Below are 11,531 nucleotides of genomic sequence, written 5' to 3' on the forward strand. Positions count from 1 at the left end.
TAGCAAGTGCGCTAGTTTCTGCAGGTTTCTTGTAAAAGAACTGAAAAACGAAGGTGTCGAAACAACAGTTTGTTCCATCACTTCTTTAAAGTAGTCTTTTTTTCCGTCAAAAAAGCATCCTTTTACTGAAAGGATGCTTAGAAAAAGTCCAAAATTGTCATTTGCAACTGCGAGCTTCTCGCATTTTACAATACTTTACTTAAAAAATCAATGGTTCTCGGGTTTTTCGGATGATCAAAGAGCTGTTCTGGCGTTCCTTCCTCCATAATGATTCCCTGATCCATAAATAAAATCCGATCCGCGACTTCCTTCGCAAAGCCCATTTCATGAGTGACGATGACCATCGTCATTCCTTGCTGAGCCAAACGCTGCATGACAGACAATACTTCGCCAACCATTTCAGGGTCTAACGCAGAAGTCGGTTCATCAAAGAGCATCACATCCGGTTCCATCGCCAAGGCACGTGCAATAGCGATCCGTTGCATTTGTCCACCAGATAGACTTTGTGGATAGGAGTTTGCCTTATCAGGCAGACCTACATCATTCAATAGTTGCTTTGCTAGTGTTTCAGCAGCTGGTTTTGCTACCTTTTTGACTTTCGTCGGGGACAAAGTAATGTTTTCTAAAACCGTCATATTCGGGAAAAGATTGAAATTTTGAAAAACCATGCCCATTTTTTCCCGCATCTTATACAAATCATTCTTTGGATCGGTAATATCGGTTCCTTCAAAAAAGATTTTTCCGCTTGTCGGTACTTCTAGTAAGTTTAAACAGCGTAAGAACGTGCTTTTTCCTGAACCAGATGGTCCAATCACCACAACGACTTCTCCTTGCTCGATCGTCGTTGTGATCCCTTTCAGCACTTGATTGCTGCCAAAGGTTTTGTGTAACTCTTGAATATCTAACATCATAGCTTGTCTTCTCCTTTTAACGACGATAGCCTTTTCCTAGTTTCTTTTCCCATAAACTCAATAGTCGCGAAGTCGTAAACGTCAAGATGAAATAAATGACCGCCGCCACATAGAAAGGCGTTAATGGTTGGAAAGAACTGGTGACAACGATCTGCGCACTGTTCATCAGCTCGTAGATGCCGATCGTTGAAAGCAAAGAGGAATCCTTGATCAAAACGATAAATTCATTGCCTAGTGGCGGCAAGATGTTGCGTAGTGCTTGTGGCAATACGACATAACGCATCGTTTGAAAAGGCCGCAGCCCTAAAGAACCAGCCGCTTCTGTTTGACCGTAATCAACGGCATTGATTCCCCCTCGGACGATCTCAGCAACATATGCCCCAGAATTAAGCGAGAGCGCAATGATCCCAGGAAATAACCGCCCAAAATCAAGACTCAACACACCGATCGAGACTGTCGGCAAGGCAAACATGCCTTGCAAAAGACCAAAAGCGATCAATATCTGCACCAACATTGGTGTGCCGCGGATGACTTCAATATACGCATTAGCAAACCAGCGCAAAGGCGTCACTTTTGATAATTTCATTAGGGCAAAAATCACCCCTAGAATCGTTCCAAAGATCACGGTGATGATAGAGATCACGATGGTGATCACCACACCAGAAAGAAAATAAGGGTAATATATCGCTAAAAAGGATAAATCCATAATTGTGTCTACTCCGTTCTATCTATTGCGCCGCATTTTCGTTGGCTAGATCTGTGTTCTTTTGTACATACTCATCGATTGTACCATCTTCAATCAATTCTTTCAAAATACTGTTTAGCTCTTCTTGTAGTTCGGTACTCCCTTTAGGTAAAGCAATTGCATAAGAATCGCCTTCAGACGCTTCTAATGCTACATCAGTGATCACGAGGTCATCATTTTGTGCAACATACGATTCAGCCACCGCACTTTCAAGCACCAAACCGTCGATCGATCCTTGTTTCAATTCATTGACTAGATTCGGAACTTTGGCGATGGAAACCAATTGCGAATCCGCTAATTGGTCTTGAACGATCATTTCTTGGATCGAGCCTTTTTGAGCGCCTACCTTTTTGCCAGACAAGCTTTCGATTGAATCAAATGCCGACTCATTGTTTTTATTAACAACTACTTTTTGTTCTGGTGTAAAATAGTTATCGGTGAAATCAAAAGTCTGTTTACGTTCGTCAGTTGCTGAGATGCCTGAAACAGCGATATCGGCTTTTCCTTGTTGCAAAGCAGTCAAGACAGCATTGAAATCAAGGTCCAAAATATTCACTTCGACACCAAGACGATCAGCGATCTCATTGACCATATCGATATCTGCGCCCACGATCGTATCTTTGCCATCAATCAAGGCATGAAATTCAAAGGGGGCAAAGTCAGCAGAAGTTGCCACATTTAACACACCGGCTGCTTTGATGGCTTCCAATTGGTTATCCGCCGAACCGCTGGCACTAGAACTGCCAGTACTCGATGAGCCGCCATTTCCACAAGCTCCTAAAACCAAAATCCCCGTCAATACAACAAGTGCTCCAAATAATTTTTTCATTAAAAACGCTCCTCTTCAAAACAAATATTTATGCAATATAATCTTCTTATATTCAGAATATATACATAATAGCACAGAATAATTAAATTTTAAACTAAAAACTTCGTCATTTGCACGATTTATTCAATAACACTTTTAATAAAAAAATACTAGGATACCCTCTCTCTAATCAGAGTGGATATCCTAGTTGTTAAAATCGGCGAAAACGCTGATACCTTGCCTCAAGCAATTCTTCTGTTTGCAACGTAGAAAGTTCAGCGAGTTTCGTTGAAATTGCCGCTTTCATCTGTTCCATCAATTGCTCTTTCGGTAAAAAGGCCTCTTCATGGGTTTCAGCAATCACTTTTTCAATAACGCCTAATTCAAATAGTTCTTGGGCAGTGATCTTCATTAAACCAGCAGCTTCTTTGGCCCGGCTACCATCTTTCCATAGGATCGAAGCAAAGCCTTCGGGAGATAAAATGGCATAGATCGAGTGTTCCATCATCCACACTTCATCCCCTAAAGCCAGTGCTAAAGCACCGCCGCTGCCGCCTTCACCAATGATGATTGCCAAGATCGGCACCGTTAAATCGGACATTTCCATCAAGTTACGGGCAATCGCTTCACCTTCTCCCCGTTCTTCCGCGCCAATACCACAAAACGCCCCTGCTGTATTGATCAATGTGACCACAGGTCGCTGAAATTTTTCTGCTTGCTTCATTAAGCGTAACGCTTTTCGATAGCCTTCAGGATGTGGTGAGCCAAAGTTTCTGCGTAAATTTTCAGGTAGATTACGGCCTTTTTGAATACCGATCACGGTCACTGGCTTGCCATCTAAACAAGCTATCCCGCCAACAACGGCTTCATCTTCGCCAAACAGACGGTCTCCATGAAACTCTTCAAACTCAGAAAAAATGCCTTCAAAGTAATCCAGTGCCGTCAAGCGGTCTTTGCTGCGAGCGAGTTCAACGATTTCGTGGGCTGCTCTAGTCATTGCGATTCCATCCTTTCCGCGTATGCAAAGAAATCAAATGGTGGATTTTCTCCCGCAAGTTCGTCCGTGGAACGATTTGATCGACAAAGCCATGATCTAACAGGAACTCTGCCTTTTGAAAATCTTCAGGTAGTTCCTGACGAATGGTTTGTTCAATCACACGTCGTCCAGCAAAACCGATCAATGCTTGCGGTTCTGCCAGGATGATATCCCCTTCCATCGCAAAACTAGCGGTAACGCCACCGGTGGTCGGGTCCGTTAAAACCGTTAGATAAAACAAGCCAGCTTTACTGTGGCGTTTTACTGCCGCGGAGATCTTCGCCATTTGCATCAGTGACAAAATCCCTTCTTGCATCCGAGCCCCACCCGAAGCGGTAAAAAGAACAACTGGTAGCTGTTTTTCGATCGCACGTTCAAACAAACGGGTGATTTTCTCCCCCACGACCGTTCCCATACTGCCCATGATGAAATTCGCATCCATGACACCGATTGCTAACGGCAATCCTCGAACTTTGGCTTCTCCCGTTAGAACAGCCTCATGCAAACCAGTTTTTTCTTGCATTTGTGCGACTTTATCCAGGTACCCTGGGAAATCAAGGGGATCTTTTGTGGTAACATCTGTGTCCCATTCTTCAAAACTTTTTTCATCAATCGTGATAGCGATCCGTTCCCAGGCGCTGATCCGGAAATTATACCCGCAGTGGGGACAGACTTTTTCTGCCCCCATCTCCTTCGTATAAAGCGTTCGTTTGCAACTAGGACATTTCGCCCAAAGATTATCTGGGACGACTGGTTCGTTCGTTGGCAGCTGACCTCGATTAGGATTGATGCGAATGTAGTTTTTTTTCTTAAATAAAGCCACTCAACTTCCCTCCTATTGTTCAGGTGTCCAATTTGGCAAAAATTCCTCTTGTAAAAAGGCGGTTGTATAGTCTCCCGCAATCACTTTCGGGTGACTGATCAAGTCCATTTGGAATTCTGCATTCGTAATGACACCATCGGTCACTAATTCAGCTAACGCCCGCTGCATTTTCATCAATGCTTCAAAACGGTTCTCGCCGTGAACGATCACTTTAGCGATCATGGAATCATAATAAGGCGGGATCGTATAGCCGGAATACATGGCACTGTCTACCCGTACACCCAAGCCTCCACCAGGCAGAAATAAATTGTTGATCTTGCCTGGTGACGGTGCAAAATTGAAGGCTGGATTTTCTGCATTGATCCGACATTCGATTGCCGCACCTGTCATCTTGATGTCTGCTTGTGTCAAGCCTAGCGGTTCGCCACTAGCAACTTCGAGTTGTTTTTTGACTAGATCAATGTTCGTCACCATTTCAGTGATGGGGTGTTCCACTTGGATTCGAGTGTTCATTTCCATGAAATAAAACGCCCCAGTGTCTGCCATTAAAAACTCGATCGTGCCGGCATTTCGATACCCTACCGCTTGTGCGGCACGTACCGCTGCTTCTCCTAGCTCTGCTCGTTTGCTTTCAGAAATCACCACAGAAGGAGATTCTTCCAACACTTTTTGGTTGTTGCGTTGCAGCGAGCAATCGCGTTCACCAAGGTGGATAATATTACCAAAAGAATCACCTAACACTTGCACTTCTATGTGTCGAGCAGGATAAATGATTTTTTCAATGTACATTTCATCGTTGCCAAATGCCGCTTTCGCCTCTTGCTGTGCCGAAGCAAAATGATGTGGTAACGCTTCTTTATCGGCGACTTTCCGTATCCCTTTACCGCCACCGCCGGCTGCTGCTTTGAGCATGACCGGGTAACCAATCTCTTCAGCGATCGTTAAAGCTTCTTCCACATCAGAAATCGCGCCTTTGCTTCCGGGAATGACCGGTACTTCTGCTTCGATCATCAAGCGTCTTGCATTGATTTTGTTTCCCATTGCATCGATAGTCTCACTCTTTGGCCCAATAAAGACGATATTGCATTCCTCGCACATCGCAGCAAAGCGGCTATTCTCTGAAAGAAAGCCAAAGCCGGGATGGATCGCCTCAGCCTTTGTGACGATCGCAGCGCTTAGGATCTGCTGTACATTCAAATAAGAGTCAGCTGCTTTGGCAGGTCCGATACAAATCGCTTCATCGGCAAGCTCTGTGTGCAACGCTTCTTTATCTGCTTCTGAATAAACGGCGACCGTTTGAATACCTAATTCGCGACAAGCGCGAATGATACGTACGGCGATTTCGCCACGGTTTGCGATCAATACTTTAGAAAACATGTCTCACCTATCCAATCATGAAAGTCAATTCTGCTTCCGCCACTTTTTTCCCATCAACATAGGCAATTCCTTTGCCGATGCCGGCTGCAGATTTTACTTTGATTATTTCTACTTCTAAGATCAAGGTATCGCCTGGTGTTACTTTTTTTCTGAATTTTGCTTTGTCTAAACCGCCAAAGTAGGCAGTTTTCCCACGAAAGTCTTCCAATGACAATAATGCCACAGCACCTGCTTGCGCCATTGCTTCCACGATCAATACTCCAGGCATCACTGGTTCATGGGGAAAATGGCCTTGGAAAAACGGCTCATTAATGGTAACGTTTTTCTTCGCAACGACCCGTTTGCCTTCTTCTAACTCCTCAACGCGATCCACTAAAAGCATCGGATAACGATGAGGGATGATTTCTTTGATTTCTTGAATCGTTAATGCGCTCATTGCTTTACCCTTCTTTCACACGGAATAATGGTTGATTGAATTCAACGATTTGTTCGCTTTCAACCAAGACTTCAACCAATTCGCCATCGACGTCGCTGACGATTTCATTCATGACTTTCATCGCTTCAACGATACAAAGAATATCGCCTTTTTTCACGTGATCGCCGATTTGCTTAAAGTTATCTTTGTCAGGACTTGGTTTCAAATAAACGACACCCACTAACGGCGAGACAACTTCTTTGCCCTCTAAGACAGGTTTCGCCGCTTCTACTGTGTCAGGTGTCGCTGAGACAGCAGGCGTTGGTACAACAGGAGTTGGCGCAGCATTCGCTGCAGGAGCAGGCGCAGGTGTAGATTGTGCATTTTGTAGCCCACTTGTCGTATTTTTATTAAAATAAAGTTCAAACGTCTCTTTTTTTAATTGAAGCTCAGTTAACGTCGATTGATCGAATTGGCTGAGCAGCTCTTTTATCTCATGTGTTTCCAATTACGCTTCCTCCCAACGTTTCAGCAAGATCACTGCATTATGACCGCCAAACCCAAGTGAATTACTCATGGCATAGGTCAATTCTGCTGGTTGGCTTTGATTGATAACAACGTTCAAGTCGATCTCAGGATCTTGTTCTGTCACGTTGATGGTTGGTGGAATAAATTGATGTTGTAATGCTAATAGTGAAGCAATGGCTTCGATTCCACCAGCCGCCCCAAGCAAATGACCAGTCATTGACTTTGTACTGCTGACATATGGTTTTTTATAGTCTTCGCCCAATCCGTATTGGATCGATGTCGCTTCTGCACTGTCATTGGCGGGCGTGCTTGTACCGTGGGCATTGATGTAACCAACTTCAGCTGGGGTAATCGCCGCTTCTTGCATCGCTAATTTCATTGCTTTTCCAGCACCTGATCCATCAGGGTTTGGCGCAGTCATATGGTAGGCATCACAGTTCGCACCGTACCCTACGACTTCACCTAAAATCGTTGCCCCACGTTTTTGTGCATGCGCCAATGATTCTAAAATGAAGACGCCAGCGCCTTCACCCATGACAAATCCACTACGATTTTTATCAAACGGAACGGAAGCTTTGTCAGGGTCTGATTCAGTGGTTAACGCCGTCAGAGAAGCAAAACCAGCAATACCGATTTCACAGATCGTCGCTTCTGAACCACCAGCGATCATGACATCTGCATAGCCATGCTTGATGTTTCGGAAAGCTTCACCGATTGAATGGGTACCAGAAGCACAGGCGGAAACAGTCGTCGTACAAATGCCTTTCGCACCTACCCGTAACGCAATGTTGCCGGCAACCATATTTACGATCGACATCGGTACGAACATTGGTGATACCCGATTTGCTCCTTTGTCATGCATTCGAATCACTTGGTCTTGAATCGTTGGCAAGCCGCCGATCCCCGAACCAACCATCACGCCAAAACGATCCACATCAATGGTTTCTGTATCTAACTTCGCCATTTCCATCGCTTCTAACGCCGCATAAATTCCATAAATGGAAAAAAGATCCATCCGCTTCGTATCTTTTTTAACGAAGTACTTTTCTAACGGAAAATCTTTGACTTCAGCGGCAACTGAGATCCCTGTTGCTTCTGCGTCAAATTTTGTAATCGGGCCGATGCCGTTGGTCCCGTTTTGTAAACTTGCTAAAAATGTTTCTGGGTCATTTCCGATTGGAGAAGTGACGCCGTATCCTGTAACTACTACTCGATTCATCTATTCTTCCTCCTACCCTTGCATTGCCATCCCGCCGTCTACACTGATCACCTGACCAGTGATGTAGGGGCTTTTTGCTAAAAAGACTGCTGTTTGCGCAACATCCTGTGTGGAACCAAAACGCTGTAACGGAATATTTGCCAATGATTGTTCTTTGACTTTATCCGACAGCACTTCAGTCATCTCTGTTTCGATAAAACCTGGGGCGATCGCATTGCAGGTGATCCCCCGAGCGGCACCTTCACGAGCGGCAGATTTCGTAAAACCGATCACGCCAGCTTTACTTGCCGCATAGTTGGCTTGCCCGATATTTCCCGTCAAGCCGACCACACTCGTCAAATTGATGATGCGGCCTTCTCGCAACTTCATCATTATTTTCAGCGCGTGCTGCGTCATATTGAAGGTACCAGTCAAATTGATTTTGATCACGGAATCAAAATCTTCCGGTTTCATTCTCAACAATAATTTGTCATTCGTGATCCCGGCATTATTGACTAAAATGTGGATCGGTCCGACTGCCGCTTCTGCTTCCGAAAGCATGGCTGCCGCTTGATCAAAATCAGAAATGTCCCCATTGATTGCTACACATTTCACGCCGTAGCTGGTGATGCGATCGATCAGTGACTGGGGAATTTCTTTTCGTCCATTTAAAACGATATTCGCTCCTTCTTTGGCAAAGGCTTCCGCGATAGTAAAACCGATCCCTCGCGAGCTACCAGTTACAAAGACGTTTTTATTTTGCAGATCCATAAATTCCTCCTAGTTGAATCGGGCTAGTGTATCTGCCAACGTTTGGCTATCTTCTACACGCGCAGTCTGGATTTCTTTGTCTATTTTCTTCATAAAACCGCTCAATACTTTTCCTGGTCCGATCTCGATGACTTGTTGGATGCCAAGTTCCTTCAGTGTCGCAATGCTTTCGTAAAAACGCACTGGTGATTTCACTTGCAGCGTCAACAGTTCCTTGATTTGGTCTTGCTGCATCGGCTGCGCGGTCGTATTGCTGATGACAGGTACTTGCAACTCATCAAAGGTAATTTGAGCTAATTCCTGTGCTAATTGCTGCGATGCCAGTTCCAACAAAGCAGTATGGAAAGGACCGCTGACATTTAAAGGAATCACCCGTTTGGTTCCAGCAGCTTGTAACAATTCCACCGCTTTATCCACTGCCGGCGCTTCACCGCCAATAACGATCTGCTGCGGCGTATTGTAATTCGCTGGTGTCACGATCCCGACTTGACTTGCTTCTTTACAGATTTCTTCAATCGTTTCAGCGGGTGTGTTCATCACAGCGACCATTTTCCCAACACCTGCAGGCGCCGCACTTGCCATATACCGACCGCGCTTTTGCACCAATGCGACTGCGGTCTGGAAATCAAGCGCACCACTAGCGACTAAGGCTGTATATTCACCTAAACTTAAGCCAGCAACAGCATCTGCTTCGATTCCTTGCGCATCCAAAAGTCGCCAAAAAGCCGTGCTTACTGTTAAAATGGCAGGCTGTGTATATTCCGTCTGGTTTAAACGTTCGTTTTCAGTAAAGCATAACTCGGCCATATCATATCCTAGAATAGTGCTGGATTGTTCAAACGTCTCACGAACGATTGCTTCTTGGTGATAGAGCTCTTCCCCCATTTTGGGGTACTGTGCACCTTGACCGCTAAATAAAAAGGCTGTCTTCATCTTGCACTCCTTCATTACTTTGTTCGTTGTTGTTGGAGAACATGGCTTCTTGCAGTTCGTCTATGAATCAGCAAAAACACGTTCTTAAAAAGGAAAGGCTAGGCTGTCTGCCTAGCCTTTGTTTTATGCTTGTTGTTTTTCTACATATTTAACTAGATCTTCAACGGTTGTGATACCATCTTCTGTTTCGATCTTCACATCGAATTCATCTTCGATCTCGTTAATGATTTGGAAAAGATCCAAGCTGTCTGCTTCTAAATCTTCTTGGATGTTCGTGTTCAATTTAATTTCTTCTTTTTCTTTTCCTAATTCTTCTGCTACGATTTCTTGAATTTTTTCGAATACCATGTGTATATTCCTCCAATGTGTTTTTCAATAGTAATTTTGTTTCGTGAACAAGTTATAAGGTGGCTAACATAGTTCCCCATGTCAATCCGCCGCCAAAACCTGAGAACACCACTTTTTGACCACTGCCAAGGGACAGTGTACCTCGTTTGATTTCTTCATCTAGCAATAACGGAATCGAGGCTGCCGAAGTATTGCCATAATCTTGCATATTTTGCAAAAATTTCTCACGGGGTTGCTTCAGCTTGCGAGCAACTTTGTCTAAAATGCGTGAATTTGCTTGGTGAAGCAAAAAATAATCAATTGCTTCATCTTGTATCAGATCATTGATCGAGGCGACCACATCACGCGTCGCAAAATCAAAGATTTCTCGTCCAATCATTTGCATACAAGCACTATACGCCGGAGCGTTTTGTGAAAAAGGATTCTCATTCGTGCGAAAACCAGATGTTAAGGACATGCCTCGCGTCCCATCTGCTTTTAAAGACTCTTTGAGCAAATGCTGCTCTGAAGATGCTTCCAACAATAGACCGCCGGCACCATCTCCGAATAAAACAGCCGTCGAACGGTCGTTCCAATCCAAGACTTTTGAAAGTACTTCTCCACCGATGACCAATCCTTTTTTAGCGCCCGTTCGAATCAGTTTTTCAGCCATAGACAATGCATACACGAAACCAGCACATGCTGCACTGATATCAAAAGCAAAGGCATTGACTGCCCCAATCGCCCCTTGGACTTGGCAAGCAACCGCCGGTGTATTGAAATCCGGTGTGATCGTCGCTACCAAGATAAAATCCAGACTTTCTGCTGAAAGCTGAGCATCTTGCAAGAGCGTTTGAGCGACGCGAATACAAAGGTCTGAAGTGTTTTCGCCGACAGCGACTCTTCTTCGTTTGATTCCCGTGCGAGAATGGATCCATTCATCTGAAGTATCCATCAAATTTGATAGATCATCATTTGTTACGATTTTTTCTGGAACATAACTTGCAGTCGCGGTAATTTTTCCAAACATATTCATCCATTATTCTCACTTATAATCTTGTAAAAAGTCATGCAGATTTTTCAGTGCTTTCAACAGTGCCTGTTCCTCTTCAGGAGACATCTGACTCAAGACACCCTTCACCATCTCACGATGAAAATGCTGATGAACACGATAAAGGAGTTTTCCTTTTTTCGTCAAACCTAGTTTGACGACTCGCCGATCATCTTCACTGCGAATCCGTTCTACATATTCTTTTTTCACCAAACGATTGATCGCGATGGTCAAAGTCCCAACAGTGATCGAAAGCTCTTTGGCAACTTCAGTCGTGGTCTTTTTTTTGTACATCCCGATGGCTTCGATGGTATGCATTTCGGTAATTGAAAGGTCTTTGAATTGAGATTTTTTCAATTCAGATTCTTCAATCACTAAGATGTCATTAAAGACGCTGACTAAGTAGTCATTAACTGTTTCTAAATTGGGTTCCATAACCTTCACCATCCGAATACTTTGATAATCAAATCATTTGATAGTCAAACTATATCGGAAGTTATTGAGAAATGCAAGAATTTTTTCGAACTTTTTTTATTTTTAAGCGCATTTTTATTTAAGAATTGATTTTCTAAGATTTTAAAAGCTGCGAGTTGACAAAATAATCCGTT

The 11,531-nt window shown here is 44.0% G+C and carries 14 protein-coding genes; all 14 read right to left on the reverse strand.

Annotated elements, in window-relative coordinates:
- Positions 1-185 precede the first annotated feature (185 nt).
- The 14 genes from A5877_RS01310 to A5877_RS01375 all read right to left on the reverse strand — a co-directional run bounded on the left by A5877_RS01310 (position 186) and on the right by A5877_RS01375 (position 11,358).
- Positions 186-911, reverse strand: coding sequence for an amino acid ABC transporter ATP-binding protein (locus tag A5877_RS01310; RefSeq protein ID WP_016612186.1), 726 nt, complete (start codon positions 909-911; stop codon positions 186-188).
- Between the two features lie 16 nt (positions 912-927).
- Positions 928-1,617, reverse strand: a complete 690-nt coding sequence (locus A5877_RS01315) for an amino acid ABC transporter permease (protein ID WP_005225900.1) — start codon at positions 1,615-1,617, stop codon at positions 928-930.
- Positions 1,618-1,639: 22 nt separating this feature from the next.
- On the reverse strand, positions 1,640-2,485 hold the full coding sequence (locus tag A5877_RS01320; RefSeq protein WP_005235588.1) for a transporter substrate-binding domain-containing protein: 846 nt from the start codon (positions 2,483-2,485) through the stop codon (positions 1,640-1,642).
- Positions 2,486-2,675: 190 nt separating this feature from the next.
- The gene (locus A5877_RS01325) at positions 2,676-3,461 is read right to left on the reverse strand and encodes an acetyl-CoA carboxylase carboxyl transferase subunit alpha (protein ID WP_005235587.1); all 786 of its coding nucleotides are present in this window, start codon (positions 3,459-3,461) and stop codon (positions 2,676-2,678) included.
- Positions 3,454-4,323: an acetyl-CoA carboxylase, carboxyltransferase subunit beta gene (gene accD / locus A5877_RS01330; protein ID WP_086316197.1), complete on the reverse strand. Its 870-nt coding sequence runs from the start codon at positions 4,321-4,323 to the stop codon at positions 3,454-3,456. Before accD ends, A5877_RS01325 begins: the two co-directional genes overlap by 8 nt.
- A gap of 12 nt (positions 4,324-4,335) precedes the next feature.
- Positions 4,336-5,700, reverse strand: coding sequence for an acetyl-CoA carboxylase biotin carboxylase subunit (locus A5877_RS01335; protein WP_005235585.1), 1,365 nt, complete (start codon positions 5,698-5,700; stop codon positions 4,336-4,338).
- Positions 5,701-5,707: 7 nt separating this feature from the next.
- Positions 5,708-6,136 (reverse strand): 3-hydroxyacyl-ACP dehydratase FabZ, encoded by a 429-nt coding sequence (fabZ, locus tag A5877_RS01340; RefSeq protein WP_005225895.1) that lies wholly within the window; start codon positions 6,134-6,136, stop codon positions 5,708-5,710.
- Positions 6,137-6,140: 4 nt separating this feature from the next.
- Entirely contained in the window at positions 6,141-6,623 is a 483-nt protein-coding gene (gene accB, locus A5877_RS01345; protein ID WP_016612188.1) for an acetyl-CoA carboxylase biotin carboxyl carrier protein, read from the reverse strand.
- Positions 6,624-7,862, reverse strand: a complete 1,239-nt coding sequence (fabF, locus tag A5877_RS01350; protein ID WP_016610185.1) for a beta-ketoacyl-ACP synthase II — start codon at positions 7,860-7,862, stop codon at positions 6,624-6,626.
- A 12-nt stretch (positions 7,863-7,874) separates the two neighbouring features.
- Positions 7,875-8,612: a 3-oxoacyl-[acyl-carrier-protein] reductase gene (gene fabG / locus A5877_RS01355; RefSeq protein WP_086316198.1), complete on the reverse strand. Its 738-nt coding sequence runs from the start codon at positions 8,610-8,612 to the stop codon at positions 7,875-7,877.
- A 9-nt stretch (positions 8,613-8,621) separates the two neighbouring features.
- Positions 8,622-9,545: an ACP S-malonyltransferase gene (gene fabD, locus A5877_RS01360; protein ID WP_042890931.1), complete on the reverse strand. Its 924-nt coding sequence runs from the start codon at positions 9,543-9,545 to the stop codon at positions 8,622-8,624.
- Positions 9,546-9,668: 123 nt separating this feature from the next.
- Positions 9,669-9,893, reverse strand: a complete 225-nt coding sequence (locus tag A5877_RS01365; RefSeq protein WP_005225890.1) for an acyl carrier protein — start codon at positions 9,891-9,893, stop codon at positions 9,669-9,671.
- Between the two features lie 52 nt (positions 9,894-9,945).
- A complete protein-coding gene (locus A5877_RS01370; RefSeq protein ID WP_005235580.1) occupies positions 9,946-10,908 on the reverse strand; it encodes a beta-ketoacyl-ACP synthase III in 963 nt (320 codons plus the stop codon).
- 9 nt (positions 10,909-10,917) lie between these two features.
- Complete coding sequence (locus A5877_RS01375; protein WP_008378199.1) at positions 10,918-11,358, reverse strand: MarR family winged helix-turn-helix transcriptional regulator; 441 nt, start codon at positions 11,356-11,358, stop codon at positions 10,918-10,920.
- Positions 11,359-11,531 lie beyond the last annotated feature (173 nt).

This window comes from Enterococcus sp. 3C7_DIV0644 (assembly GCF_002141235.1).
Taxonomy (GTDB): domain Bacteria; phylum Bacillota; class Bacilli; order Lactobacillales; family Enterococcaceae; genus Enterococcus_D; species Enterococcus_D entomosocium.

Excerpts from the sequence above, each read along its gene's own strand:
- A5877_RS01320 (WP_005235588.1), bottom strand. The coding sequence starts at position 2,485 with ATGAAAAAATTATTTGGAGCACTTGTTGTATTGACGGGGATTTTGGTT.
- A5877_RS01325 (WP_005235587.1), bottom strand. The coding sequence starts at position 3,461 with ATGACTAGAGCAGCCCACGAAATCGTTGAACTCGCTCGCAGCAAAGAC.
- A5877_RS01370 (WP_005235580.1), bottom strand. The coding sequence starts at position 10,908 with ATGAATATGTTTGGAAAAATTACCGCGACTGCAAGTTATGTTCCAGAA.
- A5877_RS01310 (WP_016612186.1), bottom strand. The coding sequence starts at position 911 with ATGATGTTAGATATTCAAGAGTTACACAAAACCTTTGGCAGCAATCAA.
- A5877_RS01335 (WP_005235585.1), bottom strand. The coding sequence starts at position 5,700 with ATGTTTTCTAAAGTATTGATCGCAAACCGTGGCGAAATCGCCGTACGT.
- fabD (WP_042890931.1), bottom strand. The coding sequence starts at position 9,545 with ATGAAGACAGCCTTTTTATTTAGCGGTCAAGGTGCACAGTACCCCAAA.
- fabZ (WP_005225895.1), bottom strand. The coding sequence starts at position 6,136 with ATGAGCGCATTAACGATTCAAGAAATCAAAGAAATCATCCCTCATCGT.
- A5877_RS01365 (WP_005225890.1), bottom strand. The coding sequence starts at position 9,893 with ATGGTATTCGAAAAAATTCAAGAAATCGTAGCAGAAGAATTAGGAAAA.
- A5877_RS01315 (WP_005225900.1), bottom strand. The coding sequence starts at position 1,617 with ATGGATTTATCCTTTTTAGCGATATATTACCCTTATTTTCTTTCTGGT.
- fabF (WP_016610185.1), bottom strand. The coding sequence starts at position 7,862 with ATGAATCGAGTAGTAGTTACAGGATACGGCGTCACTTCTCCAATCGGA.
- A5877_RS01375 (WP_008378199.1), bottom strand. The coding sequence starts at position 11,358 with ATGGAACCCAATTTAGAAACAGTTAATGACTACTTAGTCAGCGTCTTT.
- fabG (WP_086316198.1), bottom strand. The coding sequence starts at position 8,612 with ATGGATCTGCAAAATAAAAACGTCTTTGTAACTGGTAGCTCGCGAGGG.